Annotated in this window: 13 protein-coding genes; 6 read left to right on the forward strand and 7 right to left on the reverse strand. The window is 47.5% G+C overall.

From position 1 onward, the window contains the following. Window positions 1-82: 82 nt before the first annotated feature. Window positions 83-1,066 carry a FecR family protein gene (locus J4N23_RS00360; protein ID WP_207425018.1) on the reverse strand — a complete coding sequence of 328 codons (984 nt, stop codon included), beginning with the start codon at window positions 1,064-1,066 and terminating at the stop codon, window positions 83-85. Between the two features lie 98 nt (window positions 1,067-1,164). Then, window positions 1,165-1,734: an RNA polymerase sigma factor gene (locus J4N23_RS00365; RefSeq protein WP_207425019.1), complete on the reverse strand. Its 570-nt coding sequence runs from the start codon at window positions 1,732-1,734 to the stop codon at window positions 1,165-1,167. Between the two features lie 600 nt (window positions 1,735-2,334). Between J4N23_RS00365 and J4N23_RS00370 the strand changes: the two genes are divergently transcribed. From J4N23_RS00370 to J4N23_RS00380, 3 genes are read left to right on the forward strand one after another with little or no spacing between them, the layout of a single operon-like run. After that, a complete protein-coding gene (locus J4N23_RS00370) occupies window positions 2,335-3,735 on the forward strand; it encodes an RtcB family protein (RefSeq protein WP_207425020.1) in 1,401 nt (466 codons plus the stop codon). A gap of 2 nt (window positions 3,736-3,737) precedes the next feature. Then, window positions 3,738-4,391: a peptide chain release factor H gene (prfH, locus tag J4N23_RS00375; RefSeq protein WP_207425021.1), complete on the forward strand. Its 654-nt coding sequence runs from the start codon at window positions 3,738-3,740 to the stop codon at window positions 4,389-4,391. A 29-nt stretch (window positions 4,392-4,420) separates the two neighbouring features. Then, complete coding sequence (locus J4N23_RS00380) at window positions 4,421-4,936, forward strand: hypothetical protein (RefSeq protein WP_207425022.1); 516 nt, start codon at window positions 4,421-4,423, stop codon at window positions 4,934-4,936. A gap of 115 nt (window positions 4,937-5,051) precedes the next feature. On the opposite strand, the gene J4N23_RS00385 is transcribed toward J4N23_RS00380, so the two are convergent. Together J4N23_RS00385 and J4N23_RS00390 are read right to left on the reverse strand one after the other, a co-directional pair. After that, entirely contained in the window at window positions 5,052-5,735 is a 684-nt protein-coding gene (locus J4N23_RS00385; protein ID WP_207425023.1) for a hypothetical protein, read from the reverse strand. Then, entirely contained in the window at window positions 5,732-14,155 is an 8,424-nt protein-coding gene (locus J4N23_RS00390) for an FG-GAP-like repeat-containing protein (protein WP_207425024.1), read from the reverse strand. The genes J4N23_RS00385 and J4N23_RS00390 overlap by 4 nt, the downstream gene beginning before the upstream one ends. 271 nt (window positions 14,156-14,426) lie before the next feature. Between J4N23_RS00390 and J4N23_RS00395 the strand changes: the two genes are divergently transcribed. Further along, window positions 14,427-15,167: a hypothetical protein gene (locus J4N23_RS00395; protein ID WP_207425025.1), complete on the forward strand. Its 741-nt coding sequence runs from the start codon at window positions 14,427-14,429 to the stop codon at window positions 15,165-15,167. A gap of 155 nt (window positions 15,168-15,322) precedes the next feature. Here J4N23_RS00395 and J4N23_RS00400 read toward each other — a convergent pair whose 3' ends face one another. Further along, window positions 15,323-16,120, reverse strand: a complete 798-nt coding sequence (locus tag J4N23_RS00400; protein ID WP_207425026.1) for a hypothetical protein — start codon at window positions 16,118-16,120, stop codon at window positions 15,323-15,325. 199 nt (window positions 16,121-16,319) lie between these two features. Between J4N23_RS00400 and J4N23_RS00405 the strand changes: the two genes are divergently transcribed. Beyond that, on the forward strand, window positions 16,320-17,021 hold the full coding sequence (locus tag J4N23_RS00405) for an SIMPL domain-containing protein (protein ID WP_207425027.1): 702 nt from the start codon (window positions 16,320-16,322) through the stop codon (window positions 17,019-17,021). A 155-nt stretch (window positions 17,022-17,176) separates the two neighbouring features. Here J4N23_RS00405 and J4N23_RS00410 read toward each other — a convergent pair whose 3' ends face one another. Both J4N23_RS00410 and J4N23_RS00415 read right to left on the reverse strand, forming a co-directional pair. After that, window positions 17,177-18,400, reverse strand: coding sequence for a PepSY domain-containing protein (locus J4N23_RS00410; RefSeq protein ID WP_207425028.1), 1,224 nt, complete (start codon window positions 18,398-18,400; stop codon window positions 17,177-17,179). Window position 18,401: 1 nt separating this feature from the next. Further along, window positions 18,402-20,825: a TonB-dependent receptor gene (locus J4N23_RS00415; RefSeq protein WP_207425029.1), complete on the reverse strand. Its 2,424-nt coding sequence runs from the start codon at window positions 20,823-20,825 to the stop codon at window positions 18,402-18,404. Between the two features lie 1,441 nt (window positions 20,826-22,266). Between J4N23_RS00415 and J4N23_RS00420 the strand changes: the two genes are divergently transcribed. Then, a complete protein-coding gene (locus tag J4N23_RS00420; RefSeq protein ID WP_207425030.1) occupies window positions 22,267-22,605 on the forward strand; it encodes a hypothetical protein in 339 nt (112 codons plus the stop codon). Window positions 22,606-22,716: the final 111 nt, after the last annotated feature.

Consider the following 22,716-nt stretch of genomic DNA (forward strand, 5'->3'; position numbering starts at 1 on the left):
GCCCGGAGCTGGGCCAATAGCTCGGGCAGCTTTGTTTAAAAGCGTTATCTTACATATACTGTCCTCCTTTGGCTGATCCTGGTTAATGACTTATAAAAACTTTCCTGTTATCGATGCGGTAGTGGAAGGAGTTGATGTCCCGGAGCGATTCCAGCACTTCGCGCAAAGGCTTATCCCGGTAGGCTGCGGTGAACAATTGTTTTCCCGAACGCGTTCCCTGAAATATTACCTCAACGTCGTACCAGTTTTCAATTTTTGATTTGATTTCCGTCCAGGTCGCGTCCTTAAATACGAGGAGGTTATCCTTCCAGGCAGTATAATTGCTTACATCTGCCGTGTTTTTGCTAAAGCCACCGTCTTTGCGACGGTAGTTAAGGCGATATCCCCTGGTAACGGTGTCAATCACTCGGCGGTTCCCCTGACTTTCGGAAACGAGCACCCTGCCGGTACTTACACAAAGCACGAAATCTTCCTCTCTGCTGCCGGCGGAAATATTGAAGGAAGTACCTAATACCCGCGTATCGATACCAGCTGAATGGACTACGAAAGGCCGCTGCTTATCGTGCTTTACTTCAAAGAATGCTTCGCCCTTGTCCAGGTATACCTCCCTGATTTTGTCAAACGTTTTACTGTAGCGAATGCTGCTACGCCCGTTCAGCCAGATGGTACTGCTGTCCGGCAGCGTTATTTTAGCTTTTTGTCCCGCAGGTACGTGCAGCTCCGTAAAGACCGGCACCTCGCGGGTTTTCCCGTGCTTTTTACCCGTTTTTAAATATTCGTAGGAACCATAGAATAAGAGGGCGAAGCCAAGAAGGGCAGCTGCCTTGAATAAGAATGGCAGGACTTTGATCAACCTGCCGGAACTCTTCACCGGCTCAGGATCTATCCTCTTTTCAATACTGCGATAGATGTCAGTGCGGATATGCTCCCTTTGCTGATCAGAAAGCACAGGTGGAACTTTAGCGCCTGTTCTTCGGAACCATCCCTCGATAAACTCGAGTTCTTCCTGACTTGCCGTTCCGGAAAGGTATTTATCGAAGAGCCGGAGCAGTTGTTTATCATTCATGCTTATTGTTGTATATAAGCATGAGGAAAGTTATGAAGGAAAGTACCGGTCCGACCTGGTTATGAAAATATTAAGAAATTGTTTCTTTAATGGGCGACCTACTGCATGAGGAACAGCAGGCCCAGCATAGCTTCGCTCGCCGCCGTCCTAAGACGTTTTTTTGCAAGTCCGAGCTGGTTCTTCACGGTTTGGCTGGAAAGGTTTAGCTGAGCGGCGATTTCCTGAATACTTAGCTCCTGCTCTTTATTAAGCCTGTATATTTCCCTTTGACGGTCGGGTAGGTTTTCTATTTCCCGGTCGAGAATACTGACGAGTTCTTTGTAAGCAGCATGATCGTCGGGAAGTACGAAGGAAGGGAGAACGTATTCGTGGTAGTGTGTGATTTTTTCCTGCAACCTTAAGGCATGGCTGATTTTCCGGATGGTTTCATGCTTCACCATCGTCAGGAGGTAGGCTCGGATATTTTCTACGCTTTCCAGCTGTTCTTTTTTCAACCACGCCGTTACAAATATTTCCTGCACTACATCTTTTGCCTCGTCGGTATCTTTTAATCGACTGATAGCAAACTGGTAAAGAAACTCCCAATTCCGGTTGTAGAACTCACTGAACGCTTCCTTATCGCCACTGATGATCCCTGCAATTAAATCCCTTGTATCTAAGCTCTCCATTCGTTGATCGAATTGCAGCAAAGGTAGCAGGGGAGTGTTAGCTCAATGTTAAGGACAGGGAAATACGGCGTTTTTGCTGACGCAGACGGACTCTTTGCTGCCTGTGTGTCGCTGGGAGAACTGTAGCATGTCCTTTATTTTATTGACCACCAATGTCTCTCTTGTCGGCTTAGAAAAAACATTTCTTCGGAAAAGAAAATCTTTCTATCTTTGCCTCAATTCCTGTACGTCTTAATACCTGGAGTTATGAATCACACTATTCACATATAGCCCTTTCGCCTTCAGCTTTTAGCTGAATCCATCATTTATTGTATTTCGATCAAATGTTGCTTGAGTTGTAATGCCAGGCATTGCGGAAAGGTATATTCCCGTCCTTGGGGAATGAATCAACTTTACTATTTCAAAATATTTACTTATTGATTGATCGCTGAAATGCTCAGTGATCAGGGATTGAACTAAGGGTGAGCTGAATTCGCCGGCGTCTGAAGTCCCAGGTGACGCTGCTGTTTCTGCTATAGATAACGCTCGTGCTGCTGGACCTCACGCTTTATTCCTACTGCTTTTCCTCGTTTCGATCCAGTTACACAAAAAAACAAAGACATGGGCAACCATTTAAAAACAAAATACTTAACCCAATTGGGTTATACCAATAATCAGTTGAGGAGCCTGGTAGTGAACATTTTTACCAGGCATTTTAAGCACAGCGGTGTGGAGGAGCAATGGGACTTGCTGGCTCGGATAAAGGAAGAGCCCGAGGCCTTTATCGCCGATCCACTGACGAGTAAAATTGCGATGGCCTTTACAGCTAAGCCGCAGGCGAAGAAGCTGGCCTATGATCTTCTGGAAGAGCATGCGCCTCTGAAAGTCTACGGCGGCAAGGAAATCGAGGAACAGGCTTTGAAACAAATGAAGCTGGCCACTTCCTTGCCCGTCAGCGTGCAGGCTGCGCTTCTGCCCGATGCACATAGCGGCTACGGTTTACCTATAGGCGGGGTACTTGCTACTGAAAACGTCGTCATACCTTACGGCGTGGGCATGGACATCGGCTGTCGTATGGCCCTTTCCATCCTGGATGCTGGCGAACTGTATCTGAAGCGATACGACTATAAGTTAAAGCAGGCACTTCGCGACTTTACCCACTTTGGGATGGAGGGGGGACTAGCTTTCCGGCAAGAACACGAAGTGCTGGACAGCCCGCTGTTCAAAACCAGTTCACTGCTCAAGCCTTTGCATGCTAAAGCAGTAAGGCAGCTGGGAAGTTCCGGCAGCGGCAATCACTTTGTGGAGTTCGGGGAGATCTCTTTGCACGGGGAAAATAGTCTGGGGCTTGAACCGAAGAAATACCTTGCCCTGCTTTCCCATTCAGGAAGCCGTGGCTTAGGTGCGGCTATTACGATGCACTTCACAAAAATCGCCATGGACACCTGTAAACTTCCAAGGCAGGCGCAGCAGCTAGCCTGGCTCGATCTGCAGACCGAGGCAGGACAAGCCTACTGGCAACACATGAATTTTGCGGGAGAGTACGCCCAAGCTTGCCACGACCGTATCCACGCCAACCTGCTTCGATCGCTGGGGCTGGAAACACTGGCTCGTGTAGAGAACCACCACAACTTCGCCTGGAAAGATACGCTGCCTGATGGACGGGAGGTAATCATCCATAGGAAGGGGGCCACCCCCGCCCATGCCGGAGAACTGGGTATTATTCCCGGGAGTATGTGTACACCTGCTTATCTGGTGCGGGGCTCGGGCCGGCACAGCTCTCTGTTTTCTGCTTCACATGGAGCAGGAAGAGCAATGAGCAGGCAAAAGGCAAAGAATAGCATGACTCCCTCGGCCTTGAAGAAGATGTTGCTGAAAGCGGGAGTAGAGCTGATCGGGGGAAGCGTGGAGGAAAACCCGTCAGCCTACAAGGATATTGACAACGTAATGCGCGCTCAAAGGGACCTCGTAACCATCGAGGGTAGCTTTCAACCCCGCCTAGTACGGATGAACAAGGAGTAGATATGGAAGAAAAGATTATTCAAATTACTGCAGGACGCGGTCCCCTGGAATGCGCGCGGGTAGTGTATAAAGTGCAGGAAATTTTCCGGAAAGAAGCAGAAGGCAGGGGAATGAAAACCGAAGTAATGGAAGCGGTAAAAGCCGAAAAAGCAGGGACACTACTTTCCACTACCCTCCGCTTAAAAGGGGAGTTGCTTGGTGCCTTTCTTTCGGGCTGGAGAGGAAGTATTCTTTGGATCGGAAAGAGCCCTTACCGGACCGGCCATAAGCGAAAAAACTGGTTCGTAGGGTTGGAAGTATTCGACCAATTGCCTCCCGCATGCAATGAAAAAGCGACAGGGGCAGAACGAGACGTTTCATTCCTGCAGGAATCAGAACTGCGCTTTGAAACCTTTCGCGCTTCGGGACCGGGCGGGCAGAACGTCAATAAGGTGGAAACAGCGGTTCGTGCTACCCATCTGCCTAGCGGACTGCAGGTACAGGTGATGGACAGCCGTTCTCAACTTGAAAATAAAAAGATAGCTATCCGCCGCCTGGAAGAAAAGCTGTATCAACTGCAGGAGCGGGCATTCAGTCAACAGCGACAGGAGCAATGGCACGAACACCATTCACTGGAGCGGGGAAACCCGGTAAGGATAATCCGGGGAACCCTTTGAGTTTTATTGATTACCAGACATTAATTATTATGGACATTTATTGTACTACAGATGAGCGGTACATTCAGGCAATAGAAGAGCTGCGATATGGAGAAGCAGCAAAGTCGCTGCGATTATTCAACGAGCTGCTGCTGGCCGATCCTGGCTATGCACGCGCTTATTTTCAGGTCGGCATTCTGAACTACTATTATACTCAGGATTATCAGGCAGCCGGATACTATTTCGGCAAATGCATAGAGCTGGAACCAGGTTTTCCTGAAGCCTACCAGGAGTTTCTTAAACTCCTGGTCTTTTTAAATATGAAGAAGAAAGCCGGAGAGCTGGCATCTCAGGCGCTCAAGGTACCGGGCATGGAGAGGTCTTTCATCTACCAGCAGCTGGGCTTGCTGGAAGAGAAAAATCAGGACGACCGAAAGGCCCTGGACCTTTATAGGAAAGCATATGCTTGTGTACTGGAGAAGGAGGAAGCTGATAATTTGAAAGAAGCGATAGGACGAGTGAAGGAGAAACTGCAAAGGGGGGAGAAATTTGTGTATAGCTGCTGAGAGACAGGTACGCTCTATGATCTCATAAAAACTCGCTTTCGTCGAGACCATAATAACGCTCCTTGCTCAGCAGTAACAAGGAGCGTTTATGCTTAACCCGTTGATAGGTATCAGCTTATTTCACACTAAATTGATAAACTACCGTTTCTGAACTGTTCCCTTTAGCATCTTTGGTAATCACCTTCCAGTAATAGGTTGTCCCACTTCTCACCGTAACATCGGTTATACTGGTTTCCTTTGTATCCGTTTTTAGCAGGGAAAGGTTGCCTTCGGTACCGAAATAAACGTCGTAAGTGCTGATATCCCAGTCGACGTCATTCCCGCTCCAGTTCAGGTTCACCTTTTGTGTCCCTTGAGGAAAACTTTCAGCCATTGCAGGTGCATTTATTGTTGCGGGGTAGGGCGCGTAAGAGCTGGAAGCCGGTCCCGAATTATAAAATTTCCAGCCTTCACTCTTCGCTGTTTCTGCTGTCTTTGATGACTTCGAAATCACGTACCAGGAATAGGGAGTGTTCCTGGAGAGCGGGACAGACAGACTTGTAGCAGAAGTGGTTTTAACTACGGCCGAATCTTTTAGCAGGTGCTTGATGTGGAGCTCGTAAGATTGCGCATTCCCGGCCGGATTCCATTTGAATTCGATAATACTTTGGCTGTTGGAAATGACACTGCCCGAAGTACACACCTGGTTCTGAAGCGGAAAAACCAAACTTGCTTTCTCCGGGGGAAGCACTGGTGTATCTTTTTTTCCTGAGCACCCCGCCAGGGAGACAATTAGCACTGATAGAATTAGCTTCCTCATTTCTTGATGACTTTTAATAATGACTCGTGTTTACCGTTCTTCACTGACAGGATATACATTGCCGGTTGCAGGTGCTGAAGATTTAATTGCAGCTGGCCCTCGGGTAGCTGAGCTATCTTTTCGTATACCACTGTTCCGCTTGTAGAAAGCACCCTTACCATCACGATATCTTCCCCGGGATTGGGAATACTTAAATTCAATAGATCGTCAAATGGGTTAGGGTAAACCCTGGCTGAAGGCAATAGATTAATTACCCGCTCAAAAACACCCTGACAGTCTTTTCCTGTCCTCACTTTTATGCGGTTAGTCCCGTTTACGAGGGGAAGCTCGATCGTACCTTGTTTAGTGGTATAAGTTGTTCCGTTAAAATCAACAACGTAGTTCTCACCGCCCGCCATTTGTAACCTCAGCTTATTTGTTTCTTCGTTGAAATTCGTATAAACCGCCAAGTCCTCAGGTTCGGTGATGCTTACCGAATAACACTGCTGATAACCGGGCTGGTCTGGTACGGTGATACAAACTGAGTACTTCCCGGCGCCAAGGTTGTTAATGTCCTTGCTAATACTAAAGGTGTAATCGGCGTTGATACCGCCCCCGGTTATGCGTGCATTATAGCTCATTGGATTTTTTGCGGTTATCTTAACCGAGCCATCATTGCTACTGCGACAGGTCTCGTTGGTATTCCTTATGTTGAAATTATCGGGGGGAAGGGCGAATATCACTTTGACTTCGACTGGCTCAGCACTGATAGAAAAAGAGCCGGCACTCAGCATAACCGAGTAAGATCCAGCCGACCTGGCTTCATAGCTTGTACCGTTGGCACCAAGGATTGGAACACCGTTTCTCGACCACTGCAAGGTGTAAGGAACCGGTATGTTCAGGGAAGACGAGAAATTCAGATTTACTTTTCCGCCCGTGATAAAAGTGGTGTTGCCTGCAGCACTAATAAAAGGCTTGGGGATGAAAGTAAACCCTTCTTTAGAGGTGCTTCCACCCGCTGTGGTAACCGAAACAGCACCGCTGGCAGCGGAACCCACCACCGCCGAAACAGAAGTGGGAGAGTTGAGGGTAAAGGAGGCCGCAGGGGTGCCGCCGATACTTACCGCGCTAACACCCGCCAGGTTTTCTCCTGTTATGGTAATGGTGCTGCCTAATCCCCCTACAGCAGGACTGAAGGAGGTAATAACAGGTGCCTTAATGAAGCTAAAACCACTTTTGGTAGCAGAGCCGCCGGCAGTTGTCACCTTTACTTGGCCGTCAGCACCTCCATCAACAATCGCAATGATGGTGTTGGGCGATTCTACGCTGAACCAGGTTGCTTCAACCCCTCCAAAGCTAACAGAAGTGGTACCTGTAAAATTCTGTCCGCTGATCGTTACCCGCGTACCTTTTGCAGCGGCAGAAGGGGTAAAGCCAGTCAGCGTGGGCGCTGGCTTATTTAAAAATGTAAAGCCGGGCAGCGATACGTCCCAGCCCTGGGCGCTAACGGTCACGCTTCCGCTGCTTCCCTTGCCAACCACTCCAATAAGGGTTGTTGGAGATACAAATATCACAGAGGTAGCATCATAATTACCGAACATGACAACGGAGTTCTCTGAAAAATTAGTACCCGTTATAGTCACCCGTTCACCTTCACCTGCTTCGGTAGGAGCAAAGGAGCTGATAGTATGCTTAACCAAATAGGTAAAATCAGCATTGCTTGTTGCTACACCTCCGGGAGATGTTACCGATATGCGGCCCGTGGCTCCTTCTCCAACTACCGCTTTGATAGTAGTGGCGGATACGACCGTAAATGAACTCGCTGGACTTCCCCCGAAACTTACCGCTGTAACATCAGATAAATTAGTTCCTGTAATAGTCACCACGGAACCAAGACTACCTCTCGATAGATCAAATGAAGTAATAAGCGGAGCAGCAGTAAAATTAAAGCCTGCTTTGCTGGCCGTTCCGCCTGCTGTTTTCACTGAAACAGGTCCCGCGCCTCCAGCACCTACAACCGCAGTGATGGTAGTAGGGGAGACGACAGTGAAAGAAGCAGCGGACACATCCCCGAAGCTTACGGCTGTTGCTCCTGAAAAGTTTGTACCACTGATCGTAACGGTAGTCCCTTCCTTGCCTGAGAGGGGATTGAATGAATTAATAACAGGCCCGGCAATGTAAGTGAAGCCTGCGATAGTGCCTTCACCTCCGGGCGTCTCTACAGACACACTCCCCGTAGATCCTGCACCTACTACGGCAGTAATACTTGTCGCCGAATTCACGGTAAAGGATGCTGCGGCCGTGCCTCCGAACTTAACAGCAGTCGCCCCGCTTAAATTAGTGCCGCTTATTGTTATGGTGGTTCCGCTACCTCCAACTGGCGGCGAAAATGTGAATACAGCAGGCTTTGGGATAAAAGTAAAGCCGGTCACGGAATCACTGCCTTCCGGCGATGTGACGGAAACAGTTCCGGAACTTCCGGTTCCAAGTGTGGCAGTAATATGGGTAGGGGATTTGACGATAAAGGTCGCCGCAGTTCCGCCAAATTTAACCTCGGTGACTCTGCCTAAATTTACACCGCTGATCATAACCGTATCGCCAGCAGCAGCTGTAGCCGGACTAAAAAGCCTAATGTCTGGTACTTGATATTTGTTAGGTAGGATCGATATGCTGTTATCTGTATAGTTGGCTACTACCAGGTCGGGGCGACCGTCATTATTTACATCGCCTGCAGACACCCAGTCGGCTCCAAGGCCAGTAGCATAATCTACCTTCCAGTCAAAAGAAAGGGCAGTATTTGTACTGGTATTCTTTAGTACAGAGACGGTTGTTCCGTAGCCGGCTTCAAAATTTACTATAGCTAAATCTGGCTTTCCTTCACCGTCCAGATCAGTGATCGCGATACCGTTGGGACCGCTGCCTGTATAGTAATCTACTTTCCCGGCAAAGGCGATGGAGCCATTAGTGCTGATGTTCTTTAATACAGATACCGTGTTGGATGCGGTGTTTAGTACCGCGATATCTAATTTACCATCTGCGTCAAGATCAGCTACAGCAGTTTGCAGGGGATCCGACCCCGTAGTAAACTGGATGCCGGCAGCAAAAGAAATGGTACCCACATTGCTGGTGTTTCTGTGCACGGAGACCGTATTCGAGAACCTGTTAGTGACTGCGAAATCTGGCTTCCCATCCATGTTAAAGTCGCCAATGGCAATTCCATAGGGACGATCGCCAGTCAGAAAATCAACTTTAGCTGCGAAAGATACCGTCCCCTCCGTGCTTATGTTTCTGAAAACAGAGGCGGTGTTGGAGGATTGGTTTACCAATACCAGATCCGTCTTTCCGTCGCCGTCAAAGTCTGTTGCCGCCACGCCATAGGAACCTCTTAAACCATCAGCGTAATCTACTTTGGTTGCAAAGGAAATAGCCCCCGGTGTACTCGTGTTCTTATAAACCGAAACAGCACTGTTACTACCCGAATTGTAATTCGTGGTAATTAAATCCAACTTGCCGTCGCGGGTAACATCTGCAATAGCGATACACACCGGTTCATTATTCGCCGGCAGGTCTAATTTCTCAGCGAGTGCCGCGTTCCCATTCGTCCCTGTATTCCTAAATACAGATATAGTGTTTGAGAATACGTTGGCCGATACCATGTCTGCTTTACCATCCCCATCGAAATCTGCCAGAGATACAGCTCGTGGCCCCCTGCCCGTCGCGATATCTGTTTTCTTCTCGAACGAAGCCTGTGTGAAGGTGCTGGCAGCACCGGGGAAAAGAACGTGGAAAGGCTTAGCTGAAAATGCTGTCAGTTCATTGGTCGTAACACTAATCGGTTCATAGGTGGCTCCCAGAGGAACGGTTACCGTAAGGGTCTTCACCGTCGCAGCAGTAACCTTAGCTTTTACCGCCCCAAAAAAAACAATATTCTCAGCCGCTATCGGACTAAAGTTTGCTCCCTGTATAGTTACAGTAGTGCCTGCCGCACCAGACGCCGGCGCAAAGGTTTGGATGAAGGGCCGTGCTTTAGGGGCATTTAGGATGACTGATACCGAGCTTGAAAAGCTATTGCTGTTCGCAGCAAGGATATCGGTCCTGTTATCATTATCAAGGTCGGCAAGGGCAACACTTGAGGGTTGCTGGCCTGTGGGTAGGTCCAGCGTTTCCGCCAATGAAATAGAACTCGTGCTGGTGTTTCTCAGTACCGATATACTGTTCGAGCTAAAATTCGCAACAGCTACGTCTACCAGTCCGTCACCATCCAGGTCATTTAGAGCGAGCCCCCTCGGATTTTTTCCGGTGGGGTAATCTGCTTTAGCATCAAAAGAAATTGAACCGATGGTACTCGTGTTTTTAATTACTGAAACAGTATGGGTAAGGTCGTTCGCAGCAATCAGGTCGGGCTTGTTGTCATTGTTTAGATCGCCGGCAGCCAGAGAAAGGAGGTAGGCGGATGCGTTAACATACGTTGATCCGGCGAAAGAAATAGAGCCTATGCTGCTCTCATTTCTACGAATATCAATGGTAGTGCTTGTCATGCTGCCTACCGCTACATCTGGTTTACCGTCTCCGTCGAAATCTGCTATAGCCAAACTTACCGGACTGCTTCCTGCGGCAAAATCTACTTTGTCAGCAAAACTGACAGTACCATTGGTACTCGTGTTTCTGAAAATGGAGAACGACTTCTCGCCTCCGTTTGTGACCACTATATCCGGTTTACCATCCTGGTCGATATCGGTAACTGCAACGGCTGAAGGATTAATTCCAGTGGTCAGATCGATTTTTGGTTGGAAGGAGATGGTGCCAGCGGTGTTGTTTATTAAAACAGATACACTGTTACCATTCTGATTTGCCGTCACTACATCCAATTTTCCATCTCCATTGAAGTCTCCCAAAGCTGCAGCAGAGGGCGATTCGCCGGTGGTGAAATTTAGTTTAGGATCGAAGGAAATCTGTTCCCTGCTACCGGTATTTTTAAGCACAGCAATCGTAGTAGCATGCGGCGATAAACTTACGCTTGTTGCGATTATTTCAGATTTTCCATCACCGTCCAAATCTCCCACCGCCACGCTATTTACTCCACCGGTTGGGAAATCGCTCTTTGGAGAAAACGTTTTGGACTCCATCTGGATGGGATTCACCTGTTTTACCATAAAGGGCTTCTGGGAATAGGCAGTCAGATTATTGACGGTTACGGTGATGGGCGCAAAGGTCGCGCTGAGGGGAACTGCTACTGTTAATGAGGTGCTGCTGGCAGCCTGTACCTGTGCTTTTACTGCACCAAAGTAAACGATATTATTTCCGGGCGTTGGACTAAAGTTCGTACCTGTGATAGTCACCGAAGTTCCGTTGACACCGGAGCTTGGGCTAAAGGAGGTGATCTTTGGGACACTGGCAGCATTCGCTTCCGGCTGGTTCGTGAGGTTACGAAGTATACTCACAGAATTTGCCGAAGTGCTGCTGTTGGCAGCGGCAAGATCCGGAACACCATCACCGTCGAAGTCATTAATGAGAATTCCCGCGGGCTCGGCGCCGGTAGCGAAATTTACGGCCGACGAAAAGTTGATTAAACCGCTGGTGCTGGTGTTTTTGTACACTGAAGCGTTATTGTTGTTTTTGTCTGAAATGACAACCTCAGGCATCCTGTCTCCGTCCAGATCAGCTACAGCAAGGCCAGTTGAGGTGCCGGAGAAAGGAAGAGTTGTGCCGGTTGAAAAGGACAGTGAGTTCCCTGTGTTGGTATTTCTAAATGCACTGACAGCTGCACCGGTAGTTACAATATCGACTTTTCCGTCGCCGTCGATGTCATTCAGCTTCAAAGACGAAACTGTGCTGGCTGCTGTAAGGCGGAGCTGTGGCCCAAAGCCGATGTAGTCGGGAGTGCTGCCGCCTCCATAGATCAGGACACTAGCAACAGTAGCGTGACCAATAACCAGGTCTTGGGTTTTATCATTATTCATATCGCCGATTGCGATGCACGTCACGGGCGCATCAGCTGTAAATACTTGTGGTAACGAGAATTGAGTTGTGTCATTGATAGAAACATTTCTGTAAATTGAAACGCGGTTCTCAAGTACATGGCCAACTACAACATCAGGCTTACCATCAAGATCCAGGTCCCCGGCAGTAATCGTAGAAGGGGCGTTTACCTGAAAGGCGAAGGGGGATGTAAATGAGATAGATCCAGCTTGACTGGTATTAAGACTCACAAAAAAACTATTGCTGCCTTTACTTACCCAAAGCAGGTCCGGTTTTCCATCTCTATTCATATCAGGCGCAGATACGGCTGCCGGATTACTACCGGCAGTAATACTTCCCTGAGAGAGATAGGCGGAACTTCCCGATGAGCTCGTGTTCCTTAAAATGCCGAGTGTACCTGCACTTGACAAACCGCCACTGTTCACAGTTACAATATCTACTTTTTGATCTCCATCAAAATCGGCCGCAACCATGTCAGTAGGAGCGATGCCTGCTGTAAAATCTATCTTGCTACGAAAAGAGTTTATATCAATCTGCGTTGTTCCGGGAAAAGACGGATAGAACGTTCTTGCCGATGTGCCGGTCAAATTCTTTGCAGTCACAGAAATAGGTTGGTTGGCAGCTGCTAATGGCACTTTGACCAGCAATGATGAGGTTGTCGCGGTCATAACTTCTCCTTTCACCGGTCCGAAGTAAACGAAATTCTGCTCAGCCTCCTGATTAAAGTTGGCACCGTTTACAGTGATGGTACTCCCTGCTGAGGCACTTGCAGGAGAGATGGTACTGATTATCGGCACATTGGCTTCATACCGAAACTTATTCAGGGAAGCGATACCGTGAGGGAGTGTTACAGAAACGCTTCCGGTGTTTCCTTTTCCTATGATTGCAGAAATACTTGTTGAAGAATTGACAGTAAAAGAAGCGGCTGGTCGGCCTCCGAAGTACACTGAATTTGCATTTAGGAGGTTTTTTCCTGTTATGGTCACTGTTTCGCCTTCAAGACCGTTTGATGGCAAAAAAGCAGTTATTTCCGAGGCGTTGCCATGCCCATTTAGTATAAATAGTTCTCTTCTATAACGGCTACTTACTGCAAGGTCTGGCTTTTTATCATCATTTAGATCTGTGAGAGCTAGTCCTGAAGGACCAGGTAGCTGATAGTCGACATGTTCGCCGAAATTAATCGTTCCCGGACTGCTCGCATTCTTTAATATGCTCACGTTCGATCCATTGGAATTAGCGACAAGAAGATCAGCTTTCCCGTCGTCATTCAGGTCTGCTGAAATGATATCTGCTGCTGAGAAAGTAGCTGGATAGTCGGTCTTTTCAGTGAGGGGAAAGGAGATATTTCCGGTAGTGCTGGTGTTTTTATAGACCGAGATATGTCGGGAAGCCGTATTGGTAACAGCGATGTCCGGGAGCCCGTCCCCATCGTAGTCGGCGGAAGTGATTTGTTTCAAATTTCCGCCTTCTCCGGCAATATCTACCCTTCCTGCAAGGGAAACCTGCCCCGGCTTGCTTAAGTTTTTAAAGACCGAAAAGGAACTTCCATCTGCATCCGTGTTCGCTGCAATGAGATCGGCAATCCCATCTCCATCAACGTCCGTCATTATAAGTGCAGTGGGAGAGTAAGGGGCCTGATAGACGCTTTTTGAGAAGGTGATACCCGTGCTGCCGCCTTCATTTCTCAAAACCGTAATTGTTCTATTCCACAGGTCGGCGGTAATTATATCTGGTTTCCCGTCGTAATCAACGTCCCTGATTAAGGCATCAAAGGCAGCAAAAAGACCAGCTATTTCCGATCGTTGAAAGCTGATCTTACCCGGTGTTCCGGTGTTTTTTAAGATGCTTATTCGCCCAGTGTTCTTGTCCATTACTACCACATCAGCCTTGCCGTCTCCATCAAGGTCTCCAGCTGCTAAATTATCAGCACCATAACCAAGGTGGTATGTAAGTTCTTCTGCAAAAGAGGTCTGTGTAGAGTTTGAAGTTGTGTTTCTGTAAAGAGAAATATAATAGGAGTCCCGGTTTATCACCAGGATATCCAATTTGCCATCGTTGTCCAAGTCGGCCAACTCCACACTTTCGGCCCCCACCCCAGTGTCGTAGCTTATCTTGGATAGAAAGGTTCCCGGCCCAATAACTGATCCGGTATATCGGGGAAGAAAAGGTTTGACTGAGTAAGCGGTGAGGCCGTTGCTGGTAACCGAAACGGATCCATAAGTGGCGCCGGCAGGGACTTGCACCTTTATCTCGGTTGCAGTAGCGGAAATAACGGAGGCTTTCTTCTTACCGAAGAAAACAATGTTATCCGGTGCGCTTGATGCAAAGCCCGTGCCGTCAATCGTAACTTCAGTACCTGCAGCACCTGAGTAAGGATCCAGTGAGGTAATGACAGGTGTTGTTTGCGCAAAAGACGAGACAATGGGTAAAATAGCTGCGATAAGGAGTAAAAATCTTCTCATTCAATTGTGATAAAAAATGTTTAAGTACAAGCGTGGATCACATCATCTATTCAACTCATCGCTATGTGGATCCCTGGGGAGAGCGCTTTGCGTTCAAATTTAGTCATTACTCTGGAAAAGAAAAGGATAAACACCTTTTTAAGAGCAAAACATAGAGGAAAGTGGTTTCGATCTCTCATCCCTTTCCTGAAATCTTTTCATCCATAGCTAACTTTCATCTAGTTCTTCTGCATATATTTATACCATTAATTCAATTGTAAACCTGAAACAAATGCAAACTTTAACCTTAAAACACATCTTAGCGCTGCTATTGATCGCTTCTGCAACACTTTCTTGTCAAAAAGGAGATGACGCTCCCGGGAAACCTGGCACTGCTGCTCAGGGGGAAGTATCTTACTTTGCTAAAGCTTTAGGGACAGGCACCAAAGCTACCGCAATAAAGTCAGCACAGGTTTTAACCGATTCAATGGTAGCTGTTAACTGGTCTTCCGCCAGCATTTGGGTAGAAAAGATTTCGTTTGTGGGAATGAGTAATAAGATGCTTGACACCACGATCATTGTTGGGAAGAATATGAATATTTTTGACAGTGATGCATTAGCAGGCGTATTTAAGCTACCTTCCGGATCTTACACTAACGTCAAGGTGAAGCTACTTTTACGGAAATCTCCAAAATCCGAATTGGCCTTTTACCTGAAGGGAACGTTTGAGAACAGCCGTGCGGGACGGGACACGGTGGTAGTGGCCAGCTCACTTCCTTTTGAAGCAAATATCGCTGTGAACGACTTCAATATTCAACCGCAGGACAATTACAAAGTGGTGTTTAATTTTAACCTTGACCGGGTATTGGCCGGAATTAAAACCCGCGCCTTAGAACATGCAGTGAGCTACAACGGCTCCAGCGATCGAAAAACTTATTATATCTGGAAAGGTGGATCGGACGATGTACCTTTTTACCAGCAGGTCAGCCAAAACTGGCAAACGGTAGCCAGTGTAGTGGTGTTGAAACAATAGAAAAGGTGGCTAAAGTTACAACCGTGGCTGATTGAAGGGCAGACATACCGTTTCATACCGTTAGATATCAGTCCTCGCCGCGCTTACCTTAGGAGGAGGGTGCGGAGCAAGGGTGCCCTCTGGCCCGAATCCGGTAATCTTAGTTGTAATAGTACCTAAGGTAAAAAAGCCCCTAAGCGAAAGATCTTAACCAGCTTTTTCATTCCTTTTTTAGATAAGGGTGCTCCTGTTTCCAGGAAGGCTTTGACGCTTTCAAACGGTTCCCCTAAGTCTAGTGCCAACAGGTCGGTCGTATATCTACGCTCCTCCATATGAAGCCCCACCACGTCCAGCAAGGTCACCTCCATAAACCGAAATTGGTCATCTTCATAGTCCCTGATCAGCGGTAGCAATGACAATAGCTCTTCATATTCTTTGGTGCCGGGTTCTGAGTTAAATATCATTAACGCCCGGAAATACAGCCGTTTATATTCCTTGTCATTCCCAATAGCTTTACGTTCTTCCTTTTCAGTTCTTTGCGACGCTTTCGCCGCTTCGGCCTGGGGGATGGGATAGTCTTCATCGCGAAGCTTGTTTGGGACTTCCTTTCGTTCGATGATCGTTTTAGTCCGCCCTCTTCCGGTCATGATCGTGATTGATTCTGCTATCAGGTCCTCCTGGATTTCTGGCATCGTAACATCGCCCGGAATACTCTTATGCTCCTTGCCTGCGTAGTGCACGTATCCCCATCTAAGACCTCGATTATAGACATAGTTAAGCTGAAACTTCCCGAAGGGACTACAGCTAGCAAAGCTGGGTCGAAAGACCGGCGAATAGAGACCATGATCAAGCCGATCTTGTTTAAGCCATGCAGACAGCGCTCTTTCGTCTTCGGGATAGGCCTTAATAAATTCTGCTAATTTGTACTTTCCGATAAGGTCCATGGTTAAAGATACAAAAAACGCGTTGTTCATCAGTTCCTTCCTGAACAGCGACTACTTTTTTACTTGAATTCGGCCTGACTTATGACAATCTCCCTCTTTATTAAAGGATTTAGATTCATCCTTTGCTGAGATGGTAAGAAAATACCCTCGGTGCTATTCCTGCAGACCTGCCTTTTTGTATTGTTACTATATTTCCCTATTTTTCTCCTCAAATCTTACAATTGCAATTATGAAATACGCCTTATCATTTATTTGTCTCCTGTTATCCGCTTGTAACTTCAGGCCTCATCAGAAAGCAGAAACGATTCGTGTGACAGGAGAAGGAAAGATCAGGGCGAAACCCGATTTGGTGATTTTGACCCTTCAGGTTTCCTTCACGCAACCCCGGATGGCCGATGCTGTTCGAATGACCCAGCAGACAGTAGATTCCGTGTTGAACATCCTTGGCCGGTACAGTTCAAACGAAAACGATATAAAAACAAGCAGTATATCTGCTAATAAGCATTACGAATATAATGGCAGAGCGAACGTATTTGCCGGGTACCAGGCAGAACAGTCCATCGACTTCGTGTTGCACGATATCCGGAAATTTACTGAACTGACGGGAAATCTGCTGGCAACAAAGATCAGTAGTATTTCGCAGATCCAGTTTGACCATTCAAAGGCCGACAGTCTCTTTAGAGAAGCCGACCTGCTGGCATACGACGATGCCCTTCAGTCGGCGAAGAAACTTAGCAGCAGGGCAAATGTAGAACTCGGGAAACTGGTTTACATCAGCAACGCGGGCAGCGCCGCTACCGACCATTCAGGCTATTCCTCAAATGACGAGATCCAAACCTTCGCCAAGGGATATGGTGGAAATGGCTTTAAAATCTCGCCAGAGGTAATGGAATTTAGACGGACAATTATTTCTGAATACGAAATCGATTAAGAAAAGGGATCATTTCTTCCTTCTGCACTGTTAAATTTAAAGAGAACTTGTTTCCGGCTGTTTCAGAAATTGCCCGAGTTGTTGCGGTCTTGATTCATCAACGGCTTTATATCTCTTTTCTCCAATCGAGATGAAAGCGGTATCACTTATAACCTTCATTCCCTTATGACAACTCCGTTCCCTCCTTGACGCCGTTTTCTCGGTAATCTGGCCGCTTTTCTGGCTTTCTTTCGTCGTCCCCACCAGATGATAAAGCCGGTAACCGGTAAACTTGCCGCAATAAGGCTGGCGATAAAGGCGATGATCTTCCCGGTCAGCCCCCAAACAGCACCCACATGAATATCGTAGTTCATCTTTATGATTTTCTCCCCGTTATTCTTGTCGGAGAAATTCTCCCTGCCCAGCAGCTTGCCGCTGTATTGGTCGAGCTTCAGCACATCTGCGTCGTAATAGGTTTCCGTCCCGTAATAGCCAGTGGCAGAAATCGCCCCCGATGCATCTTTTGCGGGTGAAAGCGCGATCCTCTTGGCATCCGGAAAACGGGAAAGCGCTTGCAGATAGGCTGCCTGAAGCGGATCTTTTACAGGAACAGCGGTAGAATCAGAGCTGTAGACCTTCTTGACAGGTGGAGTGACCGACTGTGAGGCGACTACATAGACCGCCGTCTGGAACCATTTCATTGCCCAGTTCATGCCGGTGAGGGCCAGAATCAACAGGATCAACATAGCGTAGAAGCCTGGGACATTGTGCAAATCATAATTTAGACGCTTAAAACTAGCCCTCCAGTTGATGCTAAAACTTTTGCGCAAATTATGGCGGTTCCAGTTCCTGGGCCACCACAGGATCAGGCCGGTGATGAGGAGTACCACAAAGATCAGGGTAGCATAACCAACAATGGGCTGTCCGTACTTGGTATTGAGCAGCAAACTCCAGTGCAGGTATTTAACGATGATGAAGAAATCCTGCTTGTAGTCCTTCAGCCCTGTAAGCTCCCCGGTGTATGGATTAAGGAAGGCCGATTTGTAGGCTTTCACTGTATCGAAGAACCAAAGCGCTTCTTTGTCGCCTGGTTCAAACACCATAAACTCCCAGGCATGCTGCTGATCTCTATAAGTAGTTATGGAATAGACCTTCTGCTGGAGCGCTTTTTCCGCCCGTTCCTTCAGTTCACCGATCGGCAGGAGGGAGCTGCCGGCGGCTGGCGGCTCAATATATAGCGTCTCCCGGTCTGCTACCTGCGAAATCTCTTTATGAAATACGTAGAGGCAGCCAGTTACCGCGACTATAAACACCACCAGCCCGGACGCTAGTCCGAGCCATAGGTGTAAAAATGAGGAGATCTTCTTCTTTTTTGGGTTCGAAGGGCTTGTCGCTGCCATTTTACAGTTTGAAAGCAATACCCGCCAGCACACTTCTTGGAAGCTGCGGCTCTACCGTTGTCCAACCTTTATAATAAGTTTCATTGCTGATATTATCCACTTTCAGGCTGATTCTATATAAGCGGGCATTATAAAAGGCCGTGGCATTCAGAACGGTATAAGCCGGGATAGAAAATACCCCCGTAGCAGCTGAGTTGGTGATCAAATTTTCACTTGCATAATTTCCACCGAAACCAAAGCCCAATCCTTTTAATGCTCGTTGCTGTATGGAATAGCTGATCCAAGCGTTCACCAGGTGCGCCGGGCCCGCAGTGACCGGCCGACGGCCTTGTACTCCAGCGGCGGCTTTCGTCATTTTGCTGTCGTTATAGCTATAGCCTGCTACGATGTTCAGCCCCTTTAAGGGATTGCTCACGACGTCAGTTTCAAATCCTTTGCTCGTCTGTGTTCCATCCTGAATCGTTACGTTGTAAGGAGTTCCGTTTACTGTGATAGTTTCGGCACGTGTCATATTCGATACAGTAATGTCGTAATAGCTCGCAGTAAGACTTAGTTTATTTCGGAAGATATCAAGTTTTACCCCACCTTCCAGCTGGTTTGCATGTTGCGGTTTGAAGGTTCCTGAATAGTCAGGAAGCGGCTGAGTGACAGGCGCTACGTTTTTAAAGCCATTCATGTAATTTCCGAATAGCGCAACCTTGTCTTTAACTACCTGATAAACCAATCCCAATTTGGGAGACCAGGCGGTTTGCAGGTACTTTCCGGTGGTTGAACCATTGCTTTGGTTAAAAGTGCCCCGGTTATCGAAGCGGTCCACGCGAACACTTAACATCGCCATCAGTTCTGGTGTGATATTTAATACGTTAGAGACGTACGCACCGTAGACGTTATTTAGCAAGGTGTTCTTTGTGAAAGCCGCAGTACTTGCTGCTAATTTCGCTTCCACTGCGGCTTCGTTTAGTTTTCCATAGTTGGCGTCGTCTGCTTGAACAGAATTTACCTGATCAAATAAGATATAGGGTGAATTGTTATTGCGCGTTTCCAGTCTCAATGCGTCGAATCCGGCCACCAGCCTGTTTCTTAGTCCGGCAATCTGGAAGTCGCCCGTGAAGTTCTGCTGGAAGTTTCCGGAAGTGCTGATAGAGTTCTGGTCGGCCACATACCGATTCAGCAGATCATCGGTAGCACCGATGAACATGACATACTGGTAAAGGCCGTTTGACTGGCGGTTGCTTCTGGAGAAGCTGGTTTGCGAGGTCCAGGAGTCAGACAGTTTGTAGGTGATCTGACCGAAGATATTACTGGTAGGAGTTTGAAAAGTAACGTCATTACTGGTGTAGGAGCGCTCGAAATTAAAGTTCAATTCTGCGGGTGTCCTGGCGATCAGCTGGCGACTTCTGTTTAGAAATACCATCAAGGGATTAGTGCCCTCATAATTGTAAAATTGCGCATCCAGGTTCAAACGTAGGCGATCGCTTACCTTGTATTCAAGGGCCGGTGCTACAAAAAAGGACCGCGAAAAGCCTGCATCCTGAAAGCTGTTGCGGTAATTGTAGGCCGTGTTAAGGCGCCCCGTCAGTTTACCGTCCTTGCTCACCGGCCCATAAATATCGCCACTAAGTCTGTTTAGGTCAAAGCTACCTGTTGTATAGCTTAGCTCGCCACCAAGCGTATCAAGTGGTCTTTTGGTCACGATGTTGATCAAACCGCCGAAATTAGTCAGGGCACCGCCGAAAAGTGTACCGGATGGACCTTTGATTACCTCGATCTTTTCAATGTTCGCTGGATCCAGATCTCCGTTAGTCAGGCCTGCAATCCCGTTTACCATTGAAGCTTGGGTGGCAAACCCGCGGAGATTATAGTAGGCTGCTCCATCGCCTGCACGGCCGGTAGAAGACCAAAGCTTGTCGATTCCAGAGGAATTTTTCAAAGCATCATTGAAATTAATCGTCATCTGCAATTGCATCAACTCTTTGTTGATCGTGGTGTATACTTGCGGATTCTCCAGGTTCTCCAGGGGTAATCTCGCTACCGATTCACTTTTTCTGGTATGAAGCGTATTTACTTTCTGGGAAGAGATAGTGACCTCTTGCAATCGTGCAGCATCAGCGCTAAGTACAAAGTCCGCGACAATTGTCTCACCAGCACCCAGTTCTACAGTTTTTTCCTGGGCAAGCGAACCTACCGCAGTCACCCGTACCATATAGGCGCCGGGGCGTAGCTCATTGAATGAATACTCTCCTGCAGTATTCGTCGCCGTGCCGCGTCCTTTTCCTTTCAGCATTACGGATATTTTCTCAGCTGGCTTTCCATCGGGTGTGCTTATGCTGCCCCGGATAGTACCGGTAGATTGGGCAAAAAGGCTGCTAAAATTCAAAAGGACAACGCTAAGTAGAAGTGTTAAAAAAGGTATCTTTTGTTTCATCTTATTTGGATTGATTCTAAGTAAGGGCAAAAGAAGCACCTTTTTTTCTTTTTCACAAATAAATTAGATTAAATCTAAATAGTAACTATTAATTAATTTAGTATCGCCCTGATGACTAAGAGTGCTGGTTGTTAATTGCAACTCAAATTCACTACCGCTGATCCCGGGCCGGACTTCCCTTAGGGTTGGAAAAAGTTCCTGAATCAGCAGGGTTTGAGCCAGGGAAGAGGGCATTGGCTGGTTGGCTGAAGTGAAAGCCCGTGCGTCTTGGTCCCAAACAGGCGCAGCCCTCGAACGCTAATGCAGGAACTGTGCGGTTGACTTGTGCGACAAAGGCACCTTGAGATCCTTTTATCTTTTTGTCTTGCACAAAAAGAAACCATGCCGAGCGAAGCGAGACCATGAACTCCAATAACAATCAAATCAACCCTTGTTCGGATTGCAAATGCTGTGATAGGGCTTTTTAATTTTATTCAAAAGCTCCGGAATTTTTCTCCGCTCATGGCCGCGGAAAGGCCTAGTCCTTTTGTCTTGACACAAAAGGAAACAATGCCGAGCAAAGCGAGACCATGAACACCATTAAATAACAAATAATTTGTGAATAACGTCAAGCCTTCCCGAATGTTCCTTGGCCGCACATAGCAACCGCACAAATTTGCTCATCAGCTCGGGGCCTTGGCTGCTTGTCCCCTGAAACGCGCAAACCTTCGCTTCAGACAACCAGCCAAGGCCCCATCCCCAAGCACAAGCCAGCTGATGCGCAAATTTTTCCCGAAACTTACGGGAAGGCGGGCCCATTGATCAACGTAGCTGCAAGTTTTCGACAAAGCTAACCGTACTACCCTCGATAAAAAGGTACTGCAGTTGAAGCAACAATCATATTTAGTACTAACGTTTATCCGGAGGGCCGGACTTCCCTCAGTGCCGGAAAAAGCTCTGGCAGCAGTAGGCCTGTGTAATGGGAAAGGGCATTGGCTGGTTGCGAAGCGAGGGATATGGGTATGAGGGCAAAGCAGCCCAGCCCTTGAGCGCTGCTGGCAGAACTGTGCGGTTGCCTTGTGCGGTAAAGGCACCTTGGGAAGTCCTTGAGTTTTTCAGTGTTTTAATTGATTTTTAATGGCCTGAAAGAAATCGCTTCGCTAAGTTTTGGTTACTTTTCTTTCAAGAGAAAAGTGACGAGAAACACAGGCACCCTGGGAAGTCCTTGAGTTTTTCAGGTGTTAATTTGATTTTTAAAGGCATGAAAGAGATCGCTTAGCTAAGTTTTGATTACTTTTCTTTCAAGAGAACCGACCGAAGGGAGTTCATGAGTGCCGATGAAAACCAATAATCAGACGAATAAAAGTGACAAGAAAGGCCTGAGAGAGAATGCTTCGCTAAGTCTTGCTTCTTTTCTTTTTGTCTTGACACAAAAAGAAACAAAAAACTCAAGCCTTCCCGAATGTTCCTTGGCCGCACATACCAACCGCACAAATTTGCTCATCAGCTCGGGGCTGCGTCTGCTTGTCCCCTGAAACGCGCAAACCTTCGCTTCAGACAACCAGCCAATGCCCCATCCTCCCGCACAAAGTCAGCTGATGCGCAAATTTTTCCCGGAACTTACGGGACGGCCGTCCCATCGATCAACAACAAAGCTGACCGTACTACCCTCGATAAAAAGGTACTGCAATTGAAGCAACAATCATATTTAGTACGAACGTTTATCCGGAGGGCACGGACTTCCCTCAGTGCAGGAACTGTGAGGGACCTTGAGCGAAAAGGCACCTTGGGAAGTCCTTGAGTTTTTTAGTGTCTAATTTGATTTTTAAAGGCCTGAAAGAGATTGCTTCGCTAAGTTTTGGTTACTTTTCTTTCAAGAGAAAAGTGACAAGAAAAGCCGGAAAGTGATCGC

The sequence above is a fragment of the Pedobacter sp. SYSU D00535 genome, from assembly GCF_017355855.1.
Classification (GTDB): domain Bacteria; phylum Bacteroidota; class Bacteroidia; order Sphingobacteriales; family Sphingobacteriaceae; genus Desertivirga.

Excerpts from the sequence above, each read along its gene's own strand:
- J4N23_RS00360 (WP_207425018.1), bottom strand. The coding sequence starts at position 1,066 with ATGAATGATAAACAACTGCTCCGGCTCTTCGATAAATACCTTTCCGGA.
- J4N23_RS00365 (WP_207425019.1), bottom strand. The coding sequence starts at position 1,734 with ATGGAGAGCTTAGATACAAGGGATTTAATTGCAGGGATCATCAGTGGC.
- J4N23_RS00370 (WP_207425020.1), top strand. The coding sequence starts at position 2,335 with ATGGGCAACCATTTAAAAACAAAATACTTAACCCAATTGGGTTATACC.
- prfH (WP_207425021.1), top strand. The coding sequence starts at position 3,738 with ATGGAAGAAAAGATTATTCAAATTACTGCAGGACGCGGTCCCCTGGAA.
- J4N23_RS00380 (WP_207425022.1), top strand. The coding sequence starts at position 4,421 with ATGGACATTTATTGTACTACAGATGAGCGGTACATTCAGGCAATAGAA.
- J4N23_RS00385 (WP_207425023.1), bottom strand. The coding sequence starts at position 5,735 with ATGAGGAAGCTAATTCTATCAGTGCTAATTGTCTCCCTGGCGGGGTGC.
- J4N23_RS00390 (WP_207425024.1), bottom strand. The coding sequence starts at position 14,155 with ATGAGAAGATTTTTACTCCTTATCGCAGCTATTTTACCCATTGTCTCG.
- J4N23_RS00395 (WP_207425025.1), top strand. The coding sequence starts at position 14,427 with ATGCAAACTTTAACCTTAAAACACATCTTAGCGCTGCTATTGATCGCT.
- J4N23_RS00400 (WP_207425026.1), bottom strand. The coding sequence starts at position 16,120 with ATGAACAACGCGTTTTTTGTATCTTTAACCATGGACCTTATCGGAAAG.
- J4N23_RS00405 (WP_207425027.1), top strand. The coding sequence starts at position 16,320 with ATGAAATACGCCTTATCATTTATTTGTCTCCTGTTATCCGCTTGTAAC.
- J4N23_RS00410 (WP_207425028.1), bottom strand. The coding sequence starts at position 18,400 with ATGGCAGCGACAAGCCCTTCGAACCCAAAAAAGAAGAAGATCTCCTCA.
- J4N23_RS00415 (WP_207425029.1), bottom strand. The coding sequence starts at position 20,825 with ATGAAACAAAAGATACCTTTTTTAACACTTCTACTTAGCGTTGTCCTT.
- J4N23_RS00420 (WP_207425030.1), top strand. The coding sequence starts at position 22,267 with ATGTTCCTTGGCCGCACATACCAACCGCACAAATTTGCTCATCAGCTC.